The organism is Burkholderia sp. BCC1644 (assembly GCF_902833225.1).
Taxonomy (GTDB): Bacteria; Pseudomonadota; Gammaproteobacteria; order Burkholderiales; family Burkholderiaceae; genus Burkholderia.
On the sequence record NZ_CADFEI010000004.1, the window covers coordinates 315,612 to 334,211 of the forward strand.

Genomic DNA, 18,600 nt, shown 5'->3' on the forward strand with positions numbered 1-18,600 from the left:
ATCATCGCTCCGGTTTCAGTTGCCGGCGAAAACGCTCGGTCTTGTCCCATTTCAGTTCGCGGCGGAACGCGGCGTCGAGCGTGAGTCCCCATAGCGCGGAGACGACGGCCGCGATCGTCACGCAGAAGCCGACGACGTTGATCGGCACGAGCCGCAGCCGCGTCGCGCGGCCGTCGAGCCGGGCCGCGACGACGATCTCGAAGAACACGCCGAAGTTGCCGAAGGTGCTGAACGAAAACAGCGCGAACAGCGACACGATCAGGCCGAGCGCGGTCGAGTTGACGCCGTTGAACAGGTAGAGCGCGAGCGCGGCGCTCCAGGCGACCGCGAGGAGCGCGGGCATCACGAACACGCCGAGCAGCAGCGCGCCGTCCATCCGGCAGCGCCGCGAGATCAGCGGATTGCGCAGCACCGGAACCAGATAGCGCAGCAGCGTCTGGTTGTGGCCTTTTGCCCAGCGCGTCAATTGGCGGGCGCGCACGGCCCAGCGCTCGGGCACTTCCTCATAACATTCGGCGTGATTCAGGTAGACCGTGCGCCAGTCGCTCAGCAGCAGGCGATAGGTCATGTCGGTGTCCTCGGCGAGCGTGTCGTCGCGCCAGCCGCCCACCGCGTCGAGCGCGCCCTTGCGGATCCCGCCGACCGTGCCGCCGTACTGCGGCACCAGGTTGAGGTTGTTGCGGGCTTGCTGGTTGACCTGGTAGCCGCCCGCGCGCTCGAGGTCGAGCAGCCGCGCGAGCAGGTTGCTGTCGGCGTTCTGCGGCACGACGCGGCCCATCACCGCGCCGACTTCCGGATCGAAGAAGGGTGCGACGAGTTCCTTCAGCAGCCCCGGGCGCGGCAGGTAATCGGCGTCGAACACCACCATGATGTCGCCGCGGATGAAGCGCAGCGCATCCTTCAGCGCGGCCGCCTTGCCCGGCTTGCCGGTCTCGCGGTGAAACGGCTGGATGAGGTCGGGCTCGAGCGCCCGGACCTCGTCGATCAGCGCGCGGGTGTTGTCGGTCGAGCGGTCGTTGACCGGAATGATCGTCAGCCTGTCGCGCGGGTAGGTCGTCGCCAGCAGCGCCATCAGGCAATCGACGACGACGGCTTCTTCGTTGTGGGCGGCGACGAACACCGTGAGCCGCGGCCATTCGCCGTGGGTAATCGTCCGGTAGGGCGCGCATTGCGGCTTGAACAGGCGGTCGAGGCTGAATACGTAGTGCCGTCCGGCGTAGACGCACGTCAACACCGTGAACAGCCACAGGTACGCGACGCAGGGCATCAGCAGCAGGTCGGGGTCGAACGTGATACCCGGAGCGCTGGCCGGCGGCGGCTCGAGCGACGCGTCAGCCGCGGGCGAGGCCGGTGCGGCGATCGCGAGCGGGGCGCCGTCGAGGGCCGTGCGTTCGACCGCGACCGCGGCGTTTGCGGCGGGCATGGCGATCCGCACCGGTTCGGCGATCGCCTGCGAAGCGGTGTCGCGCACGGTCAGCGAGAAGGCAAGCACGATCAGCAGCAGGATGCCTTGCTCGCAGAGTGACGCCATCCGCGCTTTCTTCATGTCCTGGTCCCCGGTGTCCGCGACGATGGCCGATGAGCGCTGAAGGCGCTCGTGGATCGCGCGGATGTCAATGGGACGCGGCCGCTCGTTCGTCGCGCAAGGGCGGATGTGGTTCGCCCCGGCGGACGCGTCGCGTCGCCTCCCGGCTTCGTTGCTTTGGCGTCCCCGTCGGTCTGCTGTTGCCGTGCGAGTGCTTCGGGACGCACCTGTCTGACATTAAGCAAGGCGTGAGCCATGCGCCGCGATGCCCCGTGCTGCAAGGGGCCGGGCGCGAGGTACGCGCGTAGTCGGGGCCGCGGCGACGTGTTTTGATTCACTGACGAATCAGCGTAGGCGCACGACATTCGACCCCGGACAGTCCGCGACCTGTCTCGCGTGCGTCGCACGGCAGGCGGTTTGTCTAACGAGTCGTTGCCGCCTTGTCCGATGCGCCTGGCGAGACGCGCGACCGTGCGTCGTTCGCTGCGCGCGCGTCGCCCCGGAGGCCGAAACGGCGATTGCCGTCGTCCGCGCCGAATACACCGGACTCCGATGTATCTGCGCGCTCCGGCGCTGCGTTACACATTCGCAACATTTCCCGCGCATCGATTCGTGCGACGCAAGCGACGCCGCGTGGCGGGGAAATCGTGCGCGCATGATCGTGGCCGCCGGCCGTGTGCGCGCCGCACGCTGCACAGACAAAAGTGCCGAATCGAGACGACGCAAAGCGTTTCGAAAGATGAAGGCAGTTCGATGGGCCATCGACGCCCGACATGCATGCGCGATTCGTCGGACGACGTCGTCAGACGGATCGCGCGGTCGGCCGGCTGTTTATCGTTGTCGTGCCGATCCGTCGATGCGACGCCCCGTAGCAGTTGTGAAACATTCCGTAACGCACCGCGCGTGTGCGGTGCACGCCGTGCGAACCGGACCCGCCTGCAGTGCGGCTGGTTTGAATATTGCTGGTGTGGAAGCAAACGTGACGAACCGACGTGACGCTCGACACAGCGAGGAACGACTCATGACGTGACTGATCAGCGCAACGGGACGCCGGTAGTACGACGATTCGCGCGGCCGGGACCGCGCGGACAAGACGGCGCGCTCGCCCCGCGACACCGCTACGTGTTGACCGCGTGCGAGTACGGGAAGCGCCGCCTGAATACATGCTTCGCGCCACGTGCAGGGTGATCCGCGCGAAGTGGCTAAACGAGGATAACGATGAAGAAGATCTTGCTTGTGTTCGGGACTCGGCCGGAGGCCATCAAGATGGCACCGCTGGTGCGCGCGTTGAAGGCGCAAGCGGATGTCGACGCCCGGGTGTGCGTGACCGCGCAGCATCGGGAAATGCTCGACCAGGTACTGACGCTGTTCGACATCAAGCCTGACTACGATCTCAACCTGATGCGGCAAAGCCAGACGCTGACCGACGTGACCACCGGCATTCTTCAGGCGATCGGCATGGTCTTCGACGATCTGCGCCCGGACGTCGTGCTGGTGCACGGCGATACGACAACCACGCTCGCGGTCAGCCTTGCGGCGTTCTACCGTTATCTGCCGGTCGGGCACGTGGAGGCCGGGCTGCGCAGCGGCGACATCTGGTCGCCGTGGCCGGAGGAGCTGAATCGCCGCGTGACCGATGCGGTGTCGTCGTGGCATTTCGCGCCGACAGGGCAGGCGCGCGACAACCTGCTCAGCGAGGGCGTGCCGGGCAGCGGCGTCTCGCTGACCGGCAATACCGTGATCGATGCGTTGCACGAGGTCAAACGCATGCTGGACCGCACGTCCACGCTGTCGGACAAGGTCGCCGCGTATTTTCCGTTTCTCGAGCCGTCGCGGCGCGTCGTGCTGATCACCGGCCATCGCCGCGAGAGTTTCGGTGAACCGTTCCAGCACTTCTGCGAGGCGCTCTGTACGCTCGCGGGCCGCTATCGCGACGCGCAGTTCGTCTATCCGCTGCACATGAATCCGAACGTGCGGGAGCCGGCGCGCGCGCGGCTCGGCGGCGTGCCGAACATCTACCTGATCGAGCCGCAGGAATACCTTTCGTTCGTATTCCTGATGTCCCGCGCGCATTTCATCATCACCGATTCGGGCGGCATTCAGGAAGAAGGACCGGCGCTCGGCAAGCCCGTGCTCGTCACGCGCGAGACGACCGAGCGGCCCGAGGCGATCCAGGCCGGCACCGCGCGGCTCGTCGGCACGGACCAGGAGCGGATCGTGTGGGAGGCATCGCGCCTGTTCGACAGCGAGAGCGCTTACGAGGAAATGTCGCGAGCGAGCAATCCGTACGGCGACGGTCACGCGAGCGAGCGAATCGTTCACGCGCTGATGCGCACGCCGGGCGTGACGACGAAGACGACCAGCTTCTCGATGGGGGCCGCGGAGATGCCGTTCAACGCGCTCACGCTGGGGTTGCAGGCGTTGCGGTCGCCGTGAGCCGGGCTGCGCGATAGCGTCTTCCGTATCGTTCGTTGCCGTCACACAAGGATCCGGTTCGGTCGTCAGGCCGGCCGGATCGTTGCATTTGTGCGACCAGGAACGAATTTCCCCGCCGGGTTCAAAAGTGCTTTCGTCGAATGTCTCTTTCCCGGTACAGCGCCGGGCACGGATACTTCGGCGGATACCCGCCCCGCATCGACCGGCATTCACTTTGAAGCCCAGCTGTCCGAGCAACTGGAAGGACTCCGGCAGCGGCAGTTTTCCGGCAAGCCAGTGGTGTTCGTCGGGTAACGGAAGCGACCCACGCGCGTGAAGCGCCGCATCCGGCGGGCCAGCGCACAACCGCCGCACATCAGTTAAAGTTGGATCCCAGCTCAATCCCCATACGAATCCGCCCGCCCGGGCGATGTCGAAGTTGCGCGGGCGGGACGTCGTGCGCGGGTGACGATGATCCGGGCTGCGGTTTCTGGCAGCCCCGACAGGATCGCGTTGCCTGAGCGACGGTTCGCGTGGGGCAGAATCGGGACCCGCGGGCGCCCGCTTTCGACCGGAGTCATGCGCCCGGCAGTCATCGGCGCCGATAGCGCATCAACCGCCGGTTCTTCCGGCGAAGCAGTCCACCAGGCGGTGCCGGGTCGGCACCGTTCGAATCCCCACACGGCACCCGTGGTGCGACGCGGGCGCCTCGACCAGGAGGTGAACGATGATCACGCTGACCGTCAACGGTAGCGAGCAGCACTTCGACGGCAATCCCGAGATGCCGTTGCTCTGGTATCTGCGCGACGTCCTCGGCCATACCGGCACCAAGTTCGGCTGCGGGATGGCGCTGTGCGGCGCGTGTACCGTGCATCTCGACGGCGTCGCGATCCGGTCCTGCATCACGCCCGTTGCGGCGGCTTCCGGAAAGCGCGTGACGACGATCGAGGGACTGTCGACGGACCTGACCCATCCGCTGCAGCAGGCGTGGCAGGAACTGAACGTCGCGCAATGCGGCTACTGCCAGTCCGGGCAGATCATGCAGGCCGCGTCGCTGCTGAAGACGAATCCCCATCCGAGCGACGCCGACATCGACGATGCGATGTCCGGCAACATCTGCCGCTGCGGCACCTACACGCGCATTCGCGCGGCGATCCGGCTGGCCGTGCGCCGCGGAGGTGCCGCATGAGCGCGCGCGAACCCTCCGTCCACAACGAAAGCCGTCGCGCGCTGCTGCTCGGCTTCGCGTCCGGCGGGCTGCTGCTCGCATTCGGCGTGCCGTCGCTCGCGCACGCGGCCGCGCCGGTGCAGCCGCCCGTCAGCGCGAATCCGCAATACGGCGGCGCCGGGATGCCGCACGGGTTGCGCGACGATCCGCACCTGTTCGTCGCGATCGCACCGGACGGCACCGTTACCGTGACCTGCATCCGCTCGGAGATGGGGCAGGGTGTGCGCACGAGCGTCGCACTCGTGGTCGCCGACGAGCTGGGCGCCGACTGGGCGCGCGTGAAGGTCGCGCAGGCCGTCGGCGACGAGCCGCGCTACGGCAACCAGAACACCGACGGGTCGCGCAGTTTGCGCCAGAGCTTCGCCGCGCTGCGCCGGGCCGGTGCGGCCGCGCGCACGATGCTCGAGCAGGCGGCCGCGGCCGCGTGGGGCGTCGATGCGGGGCAGGTCAAGGCGACGGTACACGAGGTCGTCGACACGAAGAGCGGGCGCAAGCTCGGCTTCGGCGAGCTCGCGGCGAAAGCGGCCGCGTTGCCGGCGCCCGACATGAAGACACTCGCGTTGAAGGCGCCGGCCGAATTCCGCTATATCGGCAAGGGCAAGACCGCGCTGATCGATGGGCGCGACATCGTCGGCGGTCGTGCGCATTACGGGATCGACACGCGGCTCGACGGCATGCTGTATGCGGTCGTTGCGCGACCGCCGGCCTACGGCGACACGGTCGCGTCATTCGACGCAGCGGCGGCCGGGAAGCTGCCGGGCGTCGTCAAGGTCGTGCAGCTCGCGTCGGCGCCGCTGCCTTCCGGCTTCCAGCCGCTCGGCGGTGTGGCCGTCGTCGCGCGCGACACGTGGACGGCCATCCAGGCGCGCGCGCTGTTGAAGATCGACTGGAAGCGCGGACCCAACGCGGGCTACGACTCGGCCGAATATCGCAAGGCACTCGAGGCGGCCGCCGCGCAGCCGGGCGACGTGATCCGCAACGACGGCGATGCGGCCGCGGCGCTCGCCGGCGCCGCGAAACGCGTGCGCGCGACGTACTACATCCCGCATCTCGCACACGCGACGATGGAGCCGCCCGCTGCCGTCGCGCGCGTCGCCGACGGCGGCTGCGAAGTATGGACCTGTACGCAGGCGCCGCAGACCACGCGCGACGAGATCGCGAAGGCGCTCGCGTTGCCGGCCGAGCGCGTGACCGTCAACGTGACGCTGCTCGGCGGCGGGTTCGGCCGCAAGTCGAAACCCGACTACGTGGTGGAGGCCGCGCTGCTGTCGAAGGCGATCGGCGCGCCCGTGAAGCTGACGTTTACGCGCGAGGACGACATCGCGCACGATTATTTCCACGCGGTGTCGCTCGAAGCGTTCGACGGCGGGATCGATGCGTCGGGGAACGTGGTCGCGTGGCAGCATCGCACGGTCGCGCCGTCGATCCAGTCGACCTTCAAGACGGGCATCGTGCACGAGCAGCCGGGCGAACTCGCGCAAGGGATCGCGGATCTGCCGTTCGCGATTCCGAACGTCCGGATCGAAAATCCGGCGGCCGTTGGGCACACGCGGATCGGCTGGTTCCGTTCGGTCTACAACATCCCGCATGCGTTCGGCATCCAGAGCTTCGTGTCGGAGCTCGCGCATGCGGCCGGCCGCGATCCGAAGGATTTCCTGCTCGAGCTGATCGGGCCCGCGCGGCGCTTCGAGCCGCACATCACGGTGAAGAACGTGAACTACGGCGAGGATCCCGCGCTGTACCCGGTCGATACGGGGCGGCTGAGGCGCGTGGTCGAGACGGTCGCGCGCGAGGCCGGCTGGGGGCGCAAGCTGCCGAAGGGGCACGGGCTCGGGATCGCCGCGCATCGCAGCTTCGTGTCGTACACGGCGGCCGTTTGCGAGGTGCAGGTCGACGCGGACGGCAAGATCACGGTGCCGCGCGTCGACATTGCGATCGACTGCGGGCCGCAGGTCAATCCGGAGCGCGTGCGCTCGCAGCTCGAGGGCGCGGTGGTGATGGGGCTCGGCATCGCGCTGCATGGCGAGATCACGTTCAAGGACGGTCATCCGGAGCAGAGCAACTTCAACGGCTTCCAGGTGCTGAGAATGAACGAGGCGCCGCGCGAGATCCGCGTGCATCTCGTTGCACCGGACGACTTCACGGCGCCGCTCGGCGGCGTCGGCGAGCCGGGCCTGCCGCCCGTGGCGCCGGCGCTGACCAACGCGATCTTCGCGGCGACCGGCACACGCATCCGCAGCCTGCCGGTTGCCGATCAGCTTGCGAAGCCGCAGGCGAGTTGACGCACAATACCCCCGCACCGGGCCGCATCATGCGGCCCGCTTCGCACCAACCTGTCGACAAGGAGTGTGACGTGGCCTCATCCGATATCAGTGTGCAGCAGGCGGTTTCTCCCGCCGAATGGGATGCGCGAGTCAACCTGGCGGCGGCCTATCGCCTGACCGCGCTGTTCGGCTGGGACGATCTCGTGTTCACCCATATTTCGGCGCGCGTGCCCGGCCCGGAACACCATTTCCTGATCAATCCGTACGGGATGATGTTCGACGAGATCACGGCGTCGTCGCTGGTCAAGATCGATCTCGACGGTCGCAAGGTGTCCGAATCGCCATACGAGATCAACCCGGCCGGCTTCACGATTCACAGCGCGGTGCATGCGGCCCGCGACGACGCGCGGTGCGTGATGCATACGCATTCGATCAACGGCGTCGCCGTGTCGGCGCAGGAAGCCGGCTTGTTGCCGCTGTCGCAACAGTCGCTCGGTGTGCTGGCGTCGCTCGGGTATCACGACTACGAAGGCATCGCGCTCAACGAGGGCGAGAAGGCGCGCCTCGTGCGCGACCTCGGCGGCAACACGAACCTGATGCTGCGCAATCACGGATTGTTGACGGTCGGCGCGACGCCGGCCGACGCGTTCGTCGCGATGTACTTCTTCGAGGCAGCCTGCATGATCCAGGTCCGCGCGCAGGCCGGCGGCTCGGCGCTGCTGCCGATCGCGCAACCGATTCTCGACGGCATCAGGCAGCAGATCGCCGCGGTCACGCGCGGAATGGGGGCCGGGGCGCTCGTCTGGCCCGGCCTGCTGCGCCGGCTCGATCGACGCAATCCGGGGTACGCGGACTAACCCGCTCGTCGTTGTCGTTTGCGAACGGTCGTGCTAAATTTGCCGCCAGCACTTGCGGTCATGAAACCCTTCATTCGGCTGACAAAGCCGGCACCCCGGGAGGCAGCACGATGAGCCTGTTGATGTCGCGACGCGATCTCGCGTTCCTGCTGTATGACTGGCTCGACGCCGAAGCGCTCGTCGCGCTGCCGCGCTTCGCGGAGCACAGTCGCGAGACCTTCGATGCGGTGCTCGACACCAGCGAGCGGATTGCCGAGGATCTGTTCGCGCCGCATGCGGCGCGCGGCGATCGCGAGGAGCCGCATTTCGACGGCGAGCGCGTGACGCTGATTCCTGAAGTCGAACCGGCCGTGCGCGCGTTCGCGGATGCCGGGCTGATCGCCGCGGGCCATGACGAAGCGCTCGGTGGCATGCGGTTGCCGAAACTGGTCGAAGCCGCGTCGTTCCTGTTCTTCCAGGCCGCGAACATCGCAACGGCCGCCTATCCGTTCCTGACCGTCGCCAACGCGAACCTGCTCGTCGCGCACGGCAGCCCCGCGCAGATCGACGCGTTCGCGCGCCCGGAACTGGAAGGGCGCTTCCTCGGCACGATGTGTCTGTCCGAGCCGCAAGCCGGCTCGTCGCTGTCCGACATCGCGACGCGCGCCGATTTCGAGGGCGACTCGCCGCTCGGCCCGCGCTACCGGCTGACCGGCAACAAGATGTGGATTTCCGGCGGCGAACACGAGCTGGCGGAGAACATCGTCCACCTCGTGCTCGCGAAGATTCCCGACGAACACGGCCGGCTGCAGTCCGGCACGCGCGGCATTTCGCTGTTCATCGTGCCCAAGTACCTGCCGGGCGCCGGCGGCGCCGCGCGGGGCGAGCACAACGACGTGGTGCTCGCGGGGCTGAACCACAAGATGGGCTATCGCGGCACCACCAACTGCCTGCTGAACTTCGGCGAAGGCACGCGCTATCGTCCCGACGGGCGCGCGGGCGCGATCGGCTATCTGATCGGCAAGCCGAACCACGGCCTCGCATACATGTTCCACATGATGAACGAGGCGCGCATCGGGGTCGGCGCGGGCGCGGTGGCGCTCGGCTATACCGGTTATCTGCACGCGCTCGACTATGCGCGCAACCGGCCGCAGGGGCGTCCGCTCGGGCCGGCCGGCAAGGATGCGGCCGCGCCGCAGGCGCCGATCGTCGAACATCCGGACGTGCGGCGCATGCTGCTCGCGCAGAAGGCCTATGTCGAAGGCGGTCTCGCGCTGATCCTGTACTGCGCGAAGCTGGTCGACGAAGCCCGCGCGCATGACGATGAAGCGGCGCGCGCGCATGCCACGCGCCTGCTCGACATCCTCACGCCGATTGCGAAAAGCTGGCCGTCGCAGTGGTGTCTCGCCGCGAACGACCTCGCGATCCAGGTGCACGGCGGCTACGGCTACACGCGCGACTACGCGGTCGAGCGGCTCTACCGCGACAACCGGTTGAATCCGATTCACGAAGGCACGCACGGAATCCAGGCGCTCGACCTGCTGGGCCGCAAGGCCGTGCAGGACGACGGTGCGCTGCTGCGTGCGCTCGACGCACGGATCGGCGCGACGGTCGAACGGGCGCGGGCGCTGGATCCCGGCACCCGCGACCAGGCCGATGCGCTGGCAGGGCGCTGGGCACGACTGTGCGACGTCACGCAGCAGCTGAGCGCGATCGGCGATCCGCAGACGCGGCTGGCGAACGCGAGCGTCTATCTCGAAGCGTTCGGCCATCTCGTCGTCGCATGGCTGTGGCTCGACGTGACGCTTGCGGCGCACGGGCGCGGCGGCGATTTCCACGACGGCAAGCGTGCGGCGGCCCGGTATTTTTACCACTGGGAGCTGCCGAAGGTGGATGCGCAGCTCGACCTGCTGTCGAGCGTCGACACGACGACGCTCGACATGCAGGATGCGTGGTTCTGAACGTTATGTCACCGACATTCCGGAATGCAGACGATATCGCGGGTGCCGGCTCTGCCGGCATCGCGTACTCGTCGTGAACCTGCCGGGCGGGGGCCTCCCGCCGGCCGAACCGATGCGCGGCCGCGCCGTGCAAGGAGAGAGAAACGCATGAAAGCCCTGTTGTGTACCGCATTCGGCCCGATCGACAGTTTGCGTATCGAGGACGTCGCGATTCCCGAACCGGCTGCCGGCCAGGTGCGGATCCAGGTGAAGGCGGCGTCGCTCAATTTTCCCGACGCGCTGATCGTCCAGGGGTTGTATCAGGTGAAGCCGGCGCTGCCGTTCTCGCCGGGCGCCGAGTTCGCCGGCGTGATCGACGCGGTCGGTGAGGGCGTGACCGCCTGGCGGCCGGGCGATGCCGTGGTCGCGTTCACCGGGCACGGCGGGTTCGCGGAGCAGTGCGTGGCCGACGTGCACCAGATCGCCGCGCTGCCGCCGGGGATGTCGTTCGAGCAGGGCGCGGCGCTCGTGCTCGCCTACGGTACGTCGCTGCACGCGTTGCAGCAGCGCGCGCGATTGCAGGCGGGCGAGACGCTGCTCGTGCTGGGTGCGGCGGGCGGGGTCGGGATCGCCGCGATCGAGATCGCGAAGGCGCTCGGCGCGCGCGTGATTGCCGCGGCGTCGAGCGCGGACAAGCTCGCGCTGTGTCGTGAAGCCGGTGCGGACGAGACGATCGACTATGCGACCGAAGACCTGCGCCGCCGCGTGGACGAACTGACCGGCGGGCGCGGTGCCGACGTCGTCTACGATCCGGTGGGCGGCGCATACACCGAGGCGGCGCTGCGTGCGACCGCGTGGCGCGGCCGGTTCCTCGTCGTCGGGTTCGCGGCCGGCGAGATTCCGAAGATCGCGCTGAACCTCGCGCTGCTCAAGGAGCGCGACATCCTCGGCGTGTTCTGGGGCGATGCGGTGCGCCGCGACCCGGCGCAGCATGTCGCGAACATGCGGCTGCTCGCCGAATGGTTCGCGGCCGGCAAGGTGCGACCGGCGATCACCGAGCGCGTGTCGCTGGCCGGCGCGGCCGATGCGATCGCGCGGATGGCGAACCGGCAGGTAATGGGCAAGGTGGTGATCCTGCCGGGCGCGTGATCGCCGCCCGGCGCACGGCGGCGCGATGCGTGCCGCGTGTGCCGTTGCGACGCTTGCACGGCGCGCCAGCGGCCGCTATGCGACGCGGTTCAGCTCCTCGAAGCCCGCAACGAGCGCGTCGAGCAGATGGCGCACCGCGGGCACCATCCCGCGCCGCGTCGGGAAGATCGCGTGAACGAGCGCCGTCGGTGCCGACAGCGCGGGCAGCAGGTGGAGCAGCCGGCCGGCCTGCAGGTCGGCGCTGACCAGATCTCGCGGCAATTCGGCCACGCCGATTCCGTCGAGCGCGGCAAGCCGCAGGCTTGCCAGATCGTCGGTCGCCAGTCGCGGTCGATGTGAGAACGAGATGGCGCGCCCGTCGGCGTCCGTCAGGTTCCACACGAACCGGTCGCCGTTGCTGGCCGTCGACACCGTCGGCCAGTCCTTCAGGCTGTCGATCGACCCGGGCGCCGGAAAGCGGGCGGCCAGCGCCGGGCTCGCCACGAGAATCCGGTACGACAGCCCGAGCTGCCGAACCGCAAGATCGGTGTTCTCCAGCGGCGGCACCCGCACACGGATCGCGAAATCCAGCCCTTCCTCGACCACGTCGACCCGCCGGTTGGTCGCATCGAGCCGCACCTGAACCTGCGGATTGTGCTCGATATAGCGCGCGACGATCGCGGCGACACCCGAACTCAGCAAACCGACCGGGCAACTGATGCGCACGGTGCCCTGCGGCTGGGTGCGCGTGCGGTCGACGATGTCCTTCGCGGCTTGGGATTCGGCGACCAGCGCGACGCAATGCTGATGGAACTGCCGCCCGGTTTCCGTCAGCGACAGGCTGCGGCTCGTGCGATTGAGCAGCCGCACGCCGAGTTCCTCCTCGAGCGCGCGGATGCGCCGGCTGAGCTTCGACGTTTGCACGCCGAGGCTGCGGGCGGCGGCCGTGAAGCTGCCGTGTTCAACCACTTCCGCGAACAGCCGGAGATCGTTCAGGTCGGCGATGGGGTTCATGGCGGCGGCTCCGTTCGGCTAGATCGTTCTACTGGGAGCAATGATACGTTGCCGTTCAGGAGATATGCGATCGATCTTTGCGAAATTAGCATTCATCCCATGTTCGGTGCCGTGCAGAAACCCGCAAGGCACCGCCAGGCAACCGCCCGTCGTTCGGGCCGCAGGAAAAGGAGGCGGACATGTTGACGCATCGGCGCTGGACCTCGCTGGACAACGCAAATCACGGCTGGCTGCGCGCGAAGTACCACTTTGCGGTGACGGCCGACGGCACGCCCGAGCATGGGCCGCTGGGCCCGCTGATCGTCTGGAACGACGACGAGATTGCCGTCGGCAGCGGGTTCCCGATGCACGGGCACCGCGACGTGGAGATCATCACGTACGTGCGGCAGGGCGTGCTCGGCCACCGCGACACGCTCGGGTCGGAAGGCACGATCGACGCGGGCGACGTGCAGGTCATGAGCGCAGGCACGGGCATCCGGCATGCGGAGTTCAACCGCGGCGACATGCCGCTCAAGCTCTACCAGATCTGGTTGCTGCCCCGCGCAAATGGCGGCGCGCCCGGGTGGGGCACGAAGCAGTTTCCGAAGGGCGAGCGGTCCGGGCGTTTCGTCGTGCTGGCGAGTGGCCATGCCGACGACGACGACGACGGCGCGCTGCCGATCCGTGCCGATGCGCGCGTGCTCGGCGCCACGCTGAAGGCGGGCGAGCAGGTCAGGCAGGCACTGGGTGCCACGCGCCGCGCCTATCTCGTCGCGGCTTCGGGGCGCATCGAAGTGAACGGAGAACGCGTGGGGCCGCTCGACGGCGTCGCGATCACGAACGAAGCCGCGCTCGACATCGTCGCGGTTGAAGATTCCGAGCTGGTGATGGTGGACGCCGGCTGAATGCCTTTATTTTTCAGTCCACCGAATCATTTCATTTCAGGAGTACATCATGGATCGTTACAAGTATCTTCCGCTTCTTGGCCGCATTCTGATCGGCGCGCCGTTTCTGATGAGCGGCTTGAGCAAGCTGGCCGCGCACGCGACCACCGTCGGCTACATCGCATCCGTCGGCCTGCCGGCGCCATCGCTCGCCTTCATCGTCGCGGTGCTCGTCGAGGCGGGCGGCGGGTTGCTGCTGATGTCGGGTTACCGGGCACGCCCCGTCGCGCTGGCGATGGCGCTGTTCAGCCTCGTGACTGCCGTGTTCTTCCACCACAACTTTGCCGACCAGAACCAGATGATTCACTTCCTGAAGAACGTGATGATGGCCGGCGGCCTGCTGCAGATCGCGTACTTCGGCGCGGGCGCATTCAGCCTCGATGCGCGGAACGCACGCACCGCGCTGCGTATCGCCCCGGCGGTGTGAGCCGGGCCGGCCGGTGCGCGTCATCGACGCGCACCGATCGCGCGCAGCGCGAACGCGCTGTCCGGTCGCACGTCGGCGGCCCCGCGCAGCAGGCACGAACCCGGTTCAATCCTTCGGCAGGCGCAGCGTGTCGAGCGCATCCTGCGAAAACTCGACCCAGAACCGCTCGTTCGCGATGCCGGCCTGCAGCACCAGATGCTGCAGGCGCTTCGTACGTGAATCGTCAGGCGCCGAAAAATCGCGCGCCTCGATCTGCAGGTACAGGTCGAGCTTTTCCTGGTGAAGCGCGATGCGCCGCCTGATTTCCTCCTCGAGCCCGGCCGGGCCGAGCACCGCTTCCGCGCGCAGGCGCACCATCAACGCTTCGCGCAGCGGCGTCGGATCTTCCTGTTCGGCGATCCAGCGGCGCAACTCTTTTTTACCGGCCGGCAGGATCCGGTACGCGCGCTTGCGGCCGCGCCCCGATTCGGCGGGCAACGATTCGATCCAGCCAGCTTCCTCGATGCGCCCCAGTTCGCGATAGATCTGCTGGTGCGTCGCCTGCCAGAAATAGCCGATCGAGCGATCGAAGCGGTCGGCGAGCTCGGACCCCGAACCGGGGCGTTCGGCGAGCGCGGTGAGGAGTGCGTGAGGCAGGGACATGTCGGATCGGAGGAGGCTGCGGAATGAACCGCATCTTGCCATATCGGGGCCACAGTACAAGCCGAGGATCACGTTTATGCAACATGTTGCATAAACGAAGGCGGTGAACTACCATCTGTGCAACTTGTTGCATAAAAATGGAGACCCCCGATGACACCCCGTTATCCGCATTTGACGACCCCGCTCGAGCTGGGCTTCACGTCGCTCAGGAACCGCGTACTGATGGGGTCGATGCACGTCGGTCTCGAGGAAGCGCCGCACGGCTTCGAGCGGATGGCGGCGTTCTATGCGGAGCGCGCGCGAGGCGAGGCCGGCCTGATCGTCACGGGGGGATTCGCGCCGAACGAGCGCGGCCGTCCGGCGCCGGGCGGCGCGATGCTGACGACCGAGGCGGAAGCCGAACGCCATCGTGTCGTGACGCGTGCGGTGCATGCGGAGGGCGGCAAGATCGCGCTGCAGATCCTGCATTTCGGGCGCTACGCGTATCACCCGGCGCTGGCCGCGCCCAGCGCACTGAAGGCGCCGATCAACCCGTTCACGCCGCATGCGTTGAGCAGCGACGAAGTCGACGAGACGATCGCCGACTTCGTGCGATGCGCGGCGCTTGCGCAGCATGCGGGCTACGACGGCGTCGAGATCATGGGGTCCGAAGGCTACCTGATCAACGAATTCATTGCCGCGCGCACGAACCATCGCGACGACGCGTGGGGCGGCGCCTACGAGAACCGCATCCGTTTCGCGGTCGACATCGTGCGTCGCGTGCGCGAGCGGGTGGGCACGAACTTCATCGTCATCTACCGGCTGTCGATGCTCGATCTCGTCGAAGGCGGGTCGACGCTCGACGAGGTGATCCGGCTCGCGCAGGCGATCGAGGCGGCCGGTGCGACGATCCTCAATACGGGCATCGGCTGGCACGAGGCGCGCATTCCGACCATCGCGACCAAGGTGCCGCGCGCCGCGTATGCATGGGTCACGCGGCAATTGATGGGCAAGGTCGGCATCCCGCTTGTGGCGACCAACCGGATCAACACGCCGGAAGTCGCCGAGCAACTGCTCGCCGACGGCTATTGCGACATGGTGTCGATGGCGCGGCCGTTCCTCGCCGATGCCGAGTTCGTCCGCAAGGCGCGGGAAGGGCGCGCGGACGAAATCAACACGTGCATCGGCTGCAACCAGGCGTGCCTCGACCATACGTTCAGCGGCAGGATCACGTCCTGTCTCGTGAATCCGCGCGCCTGCCATGAAACCGAACTCGTGATCCGCCCCGCGCAGCAGCGCAAGCGCATCGCGGTGGTCGGCGCCGGTCCGGCGGGCCTCGGCTTCGCGGTTACGGCAGCCGAACGCGGTCACGCGGTGACGCTGTACGAAGCCGGCGCCGAGATCGGCGGCCAGTTCAACATCGCGAAGAAGGTGCCCGGCAAGGAAGAGTTCAACGAAACGCTGCGCTACTTCCGCCGGCAGATCGCACTGCGCGGCGTGACGCTGCACGTCAACACGCGTGCGAGCGCCGAGATGCTGCTGCAGGGCGAATTCGACGAGGTGGTGATCGCGACGGGCATCGTGCCGCGCACGCCGCCGATCGACGGCGTCGGGCATCCGAAGACGCTCGGCTATCTCGACGTGCTGCGCGACGACAAGGCGGTGGGCCGCAGCGTCGCGATCGTCGGCGCCGGCGGCATCGGTTTCGATGTCGCGGAATATCTCGTGCATCGCGATGGCGGTGAGCGGGTCGACGCGGACCGGTTCTTCACCGAATGGGGCGTCGATCGATCGTATGCGAATGCGGGCGGCCTGGGCCGCGCGCAACCGGAGCCGGCCGCACGGCAGGTGCATCTGCTGCAGCGCAAGGCGTCGAAGATCGGTGACGGGCTCGGCAAGACCACCGGATGGATCCACCGCACGGCGCTGAAGGCGCGCGGTGTCGGAATGTCGTCGGCGGTGACGTACCGGCGCATCGACGACGAAGGATTGCACGTGACGATCGACGGCGTCGAACAGACGCTGCCGGTGGACAACGTGGTGATTTGCGCTGGGCAGGAACCGTCGCGCGACCTGGCGGAGCAACTGCAGGCCGCCGGATGCCGCGTGCACCTGATCGGCGGCGCATGCGAGGCCGCCGAACTCGATGCGAAGCGCGCGATTCACCAGGGCACGACGCTGGCCGCGACGCTTTGAGGGCGGCTCGTTTTTTCGGTCCGACGATACAGGAGACTTCGATGACACACTCACCGCTGCATGCACATCCCGCCGTCGCGAAATCGCTCGCCGCGTGGCACGTGATGATCGACAACAAGGATTTCGGCGCGCTCGATTCGATCGTTCACCCGGATGCGGTATTCCGTTCGCCGATGGCGTTCAAGCCCTACGGGCCGGCGCCTGCGCTGTTGATGGCGCTGCGCACGGTGATCACGATCCTCGAGAACTTCACCTATCACCGCCAGTTCGTCACCGACGACGGCCTGAGCGTGGTGCTGGAATTCAGCGCGAGCGTCGGCGACAAGGCGCTGAAGGGGATCGACATGATCCGCTTCGACGACGAAGGGCGGATCGTGGAATTCGAAGTCATGATCCGGCCGTTCAATGCGCTGCAGGCGCTCGGCGCGGAAATGGGCGCGCGGCTCGGGCAGCAGTTGCCGGCGTTCAAGGTTGGCGGCTGAGCCGGGCGATCGCCGGCGGCAGGCGCCGCGCGCTCAGCGCGCGAGTTGTGCCCGCGCGAGCCGGCCGAGGCGCCGGACACCGTCCTCGATGTGTGCGTTCCAGACATGTCCCGCGCTCAGGCGCAGGCAATGGCGAAAGCGCCGGCTGGCTGAGAAGATGTCGCCCGGCGCGAAGCAGACACCCTGTTCGAGGGCGGCGTCGAACAGCGCGCGTGAATCGAATCGCTTCGGCAGTTCGAGCCAGAGCACGAAACCGCCGGCGGGCCGGCTCACTTTCGTGTCGGCCGGAAAGCTCGCCTCGATCGTGCGCGTCATCCGCGCCAGGTTTGCCTCGAACACGCGGCGGATGCGGCGCAGATGCGTATCGTATGCGCCGCTTGCGAGGAAATCGGCCAGCGCGACCTGCAGCAACACGGGGCCGCACAGGCTGAGCGCAAGCTTGCGTTCCATCACCTGCTGGGTGCGGGCGCCCGCCGCGATCCAGCCGATCCGGTATCCGGGGGCGAGGCTCTTCGAGAACGAGCTGCAGTAGATCGTATCGGCGCTGCTGTCGAGCGCGCTGAACGGCCTCGGCCGGTCTCGCCCGAAGTGGATGTCGCCGTAGACGTCGTCTTCGATCAGCGGCACCCGATGGCGCGCGAGCAGCGCAAGCAGCGCCCGTTTGTCGTCCTCGGTCATCGCGGAGCCGAGCGGGTTGCCGAAGCTCGACGACAGCACGCAGGCGGCGATCGATTCCGATTCGAGCCGCTGCGCGAGCTGGCCGACGTCGACGCCGCGCAGCGGGTCGGTCGGCAATTCCAGCGCCTTCAGTCCCAGTGCCTCCAGCGTGTGAAGCAGACCGAAGTAGGTCGGCGATTCCACCGCAATCGTGTCGCCGCGCGTTGCCACGGCATTCAGCGCGAGCGTCAACGCCTCGGTGCAGCCATTGGTGACGAGGATGTCGTCGGCCGACAGCGGATGGCCGAAGCGCATGGCGCGTCGCGCGATTTCGCGGCGCAGCGCCGGCTCGCCGTAGGGGGCGCAATAGACGTTGTAGCGCATGCCGTGCTGGCGCGCCGCACGGGCGAGGGCGAGGTCGAGCCGCTTCGATTGCAGCAGCGCCGGATCGGGCACCGCACACCCGAGCGGCACGAGTGCCGAATTGGCCGCATGTTCGAGCATCGCGGCGACCGCGCCGCTGATCGACACCGTCGAGGCCTTTGCGCGCGAGCGCGATGCTGTCGGCAATGCCAGCGTGCCGCCGCGTGCGGCCGTGACATAGAAGCCCGACTGCGGGCGCGATTCGAGCACGCCGCGATCTTCGAGCAGGCGGTATGCCTGCAGCGCGGTGGAGACGCTGATGCGCTGCTGTTCGCTGACGGTGCGCACGGACGGCAGCCGGGTGCCGGGCGCGAGCGTACCGTTCTCGATCATGCCGACGATGAGGTCGGCCAGCTGCCTGTAGCGGAATGACGTCTGCGTTTCCATGTAGCACCAGCGGCGGGGGAGTGCCCGATTATCGACCGTTCGACGAGATCCCGCCACGCATAATTGTGTTGGTCGGAGTGGCGGAAAATTGTGGCTGTTATGGTTTTTGTGTGGGCGCTACGATGGCGGTGTTT

The 18,600-nt window shown here is 67.7% G+C and carries 14 protein-coding genes; 10 read left to right on the top strand and 4 right to left on the bottom strand.

Annotated features, from left to right (window positions below; translation table 11 throughout):
• Position 1: 1 nt before the first annotated feature.
• The gene (locus HWX87_RS10250) at positions 2 to 1,546 is read right to left on the bottom strand and encodes a glycosyltransferase (protein WP_176047030.1); all 1,545 of its coding nucleotides are present in this window, start codon (positions 1,544 to 1,546) and stop codon (positions 2 to 4) included.
• Positions 1,547 to 2,743: 1,197 nt separating this feature from the next.
• Here HWX87_RS10250 and wecB point away from each other — a divergent pair.
• The 6 genes from wecB to HWX87_RS10280 all read left to right on the top strand — a co-directional run bounded on the left by wecB (position 2,744) and on the right by HWX87_RS10280 (position 11,357).
• The gene (wecB, locus tag HWX87_RS10255; protein ID WP_176047031.1) at positions 2,744 to 3,961 is read left to right on the top strand and encodes a UDP-N-acetylglucosamine 2-epimerase (non-hydrolyzing); all 1,218 of its coding nucleotides are present in this window, start codon (positions 2,744 to 2,746) and stop codon (positions 3,959 to 3,961) included.
• 706 nt (positions 3,962 to 4,667) lie between these two features.
• Positions 4,668 to 5,129, top strand: a complete 462-nt coding sequence (locus HWX87_RS10260; protein WP_176047032.1) for a (2Fe-2S)-binding protein — start codon at positions 4,668 to 4,670, stop codon at positions 5,127 to 5,129.
• A complete protein-coding gene (locus HWX87_RS10265; RefSeq protein WP_176047033.1) occupies positions 5,126 to 7,450 on the top strand; it encodes a molybdopterin cofactor-binding domain-containing protein in 2,325 nt (774 codons plus the stop codon). Before HWX87_RS10260 ends, HWX87_RS10265 begins: the two co-directional genes overlap by 4 nt.
• A 71-nt stretch (positions 7,451 to 7,521) precedes the next feature.
• Positions 7,522 to 8,289: a class II aldolase/adducin family protein gene (locus HWX87_RS10270; protein WP_176047034.1), complete on the top strand. Its 768-nt coding sequence runs from the start codon at positions 7,522 to 7,524 to the stop codon at positions 8,287 to 8,289.
• A 110-nt stretch (positions 8,290 to 8,399) separates the two neighbouring features.
• A complete protein-coding gene (locus HWX87_RS10275) occupies positions 8,400 to 10,229 on the top strand; it encodes an acyl-CoA dehydrogenase (RefSeq protein ID WP_176047035.1) in 1,830 nt (609 codons plus the stop codon).
• 147 nt (positions 10,230 to 10,376) lie between these two features.
• Positions 10,377 to 11,357: an NADPH:quinone oxidoreductase family protein gene (locus tag HWX87_RS10280; protein ID WP_176047036.1), complete on the top strand. Its 981-nt coding sequence runs from the start codon at positions 10,377 to 10,379 to the stop codon at positions 11,355 to 11,357.
• A gap of 75 nt (positions 11,358 to 11,432) precedes the next feature.
• On the opposite strand, the gene HWX87_RS10285 is transcribed toward HWX87_RS10280, so the two are convergent.
• Positions 11,433 to 12,350, bottom strand: coding sequence for a LysR substrate-binding domain-containing protein (locus HWX87_RS10285; RefSeq protein ID WP_176047037.1), 918 nt, complete (start codon positions 12,348 to 12,350; stop codon positions 11,433 to 11,435).
• A 179-nt stretch (positions 12,351 to 12,529) separates the two neighbouring features.
• Here HWX87_RS10285 and HWX87_RS10290 point away from each other — a divergent pair, with 179 nt between their 5' ends.
• On the top strand, positions 12,530 to 13,234 hold the full coding sequence (locus tag HWX87_RS10290; RefSeq protein WP_176047038.1) for a pirin family protein: 705 nt from the start codon (positions 12,530 to 12,532) through the stop codon (positions 13,232 to 13,234).
• Positions 13,235 to 13,283: 49 nt separating this feature from the next.
• The gene (locus HWX87_RS10295) at positions 13,284 to 13,700 is read left to right on the top strand and encodes a DoxX family protein (RefSeq protein ID WP_176047039.1); all 417 of its coding nucleotides are present in this window, start codon (positions 13,284 to 13,286) and stop codon (positions 13,698 to 13,700) included.
• 105 nt (positions 13,701 to 13,805) lie between these two features.
• On the opposite strand, the gene HWX87_RS10300 is transcribed toward HWX87_RS10295, so the two are convergent.
• Positions 13,806 to 14,342 carry a PadR family transcriptional regulator gene (locus HWX87_RS10300; protein WP_176047040.1) on the bottom strand — a complete coding sequence of 179 codons (537 nt, stop codon included), beginning with the start codon at positions 14,340 to 14,342 and terminating at the stop codon, positions 13,806 to 13,808.
• 150 nt (positions 14,343 to 14,492) lie between these two features.
• On the opposite strand from HWX87_RS10300, the gene HWX87_RS10305 reads away from it, so the two are divergent.
• Together HWX87_RS10305 and HWX87_RS10310 are read left to right on the top strand one after the other, a co-directional pair.
• Positions 14,493 to 16,517, top strand: a complete 2,025-nt coding sequence (locus HWX87_RS10305; RefSeq protein WP_176047041.1) for an NADPH-dependent 2,4-dienoyl-CoA reductase — start codon at positions 14,493 to 14,495, stop codon at positions 16,515 to 16,517.
• Between the two features lie 41 nt (positions 16,518 to 16,558).
• A complete protein-coding gene (locus HWX87_RS10310) occupies positions 16,559 to 16,999 on the top strand; it encodes a nuclear transport factor 2 family protein (protein WP_176047042.1) in 441 nt (146 codons plus the stop codon).
• Between the two features lie 33 nt (positions 17,000 to 17,032).
• Here HWX87_RS10310 and HWX87_RS10315 read toward each other — a convergent pair whose 3' ends face one another.
• On the bottom strand, positions 17,033 to 18,466 hold the full coding sequence (locus tag HWX87_RS10315) for a PLP-dependent aminotransferase family protein (RefSeq protein WP_176047043.1): 1,434 nt from the start codon (positions 18,464 to 18,466) through the stop codon (positions 17,033 to 17,035).
• Positions 18,467 to 18,600: the final 134 nt, after the last annotated feature.

Excerpts from the sequence above, each read along its gene's own strand:
- HWX87_RS10250 (WP_176047030.1), bottom strand. The coding sequence starts at position 1,546 with ATGAAGAAAGCGCGGATGGCGTCACTCTGCGAGCAAGGCATCCTGCTG.
- wecB (WP_176047031.1), top strand. The coding sequence starts at position 2,744 with ATGAAGAAGATCTTGCTTGTGTTCGGGACTCGGCCGGAGGCCATCAAG.
- HWX87_RS10260 (WP_176047032.1), top strand. The coding sequence starts at position 4,668 with ATGATCACGCTGACCGTCAACGGTAGCGAGCAGCACTTCGACGGCAAT.
- HWX87_RS10265 (WP_176047033.1), top strand. The coding sequence starts at position 5,126 with ATGAGCGCGCGCGAACCCTCCGTCCACAACGAAAGCCGTCGCGCGCTG.
- HWX87_RS10275 (WP_176047035.1), top strand. The coding sequence starts at position 8,400 with ATGAGCCTGTTGATGTCGCGACGCGATCTCGCGTTCCTGCTGTATGAC.
- HWX87_RS10280 (WP_176047036.1), top strand. The coding sequence starts at position 10,377 with ATGAAAGCCCTGTTGTGTACCGCATTCGGCCCGATCGACAGTTTGCGT.
- HWX87_RS10285 (WP_176047037.1), bottom strand. The coding sequence starts at position 12,350 with ATGAACCCCATCGCCGACCTGAACGATCTCCGGCTGTTCGCGGAAGTG.
- HWX87_RS10290 (WP_176047038.1), top strand. The coding sequence starts at position 12,530 with ATGTTGACGCATCGGCGCTGGACCTCGCTGGACAACGCAAATCACGGC.
- HWX87_RS10295 (WP_176047039.1), top strand. The coding sequence starts at position 13,284 with ATGGATCGTTACAAGTATCTTCCGCTTCTTGGCCGCATTCTGATCGGC.
- HWX87_RS10300 (WP_176047040.1), bottom strand. The coding sequence starts at position 14,342 with ATGTCCCTGCCTCACGCACTCCTCACCGCGCTCGCCGAACGCCCCGGT.
- HWX87_RS10305 (WP_176047041.1), top strand. The coding sequence starts at position 14,493 with ATGACACCCCGTTATCCGCATTTGACGACCCCGCTCGAGCTGGGCTTC.
- HWX87_RS10310 (WP_176047042.1), top strand. The coding sequence starts at position 16,559 with ATGACACACTCACCGCTGCATGCACATCCCGCCGTCGCGAAATCGCTC.
- HWX87_RS10315 (WP_176047043.1), bottom strand. The coding sequence starts at position 18,466 with ATGGAAACGCAGACGTCATTCCGCTACAGGCAGCTGGCCGACCTCATC.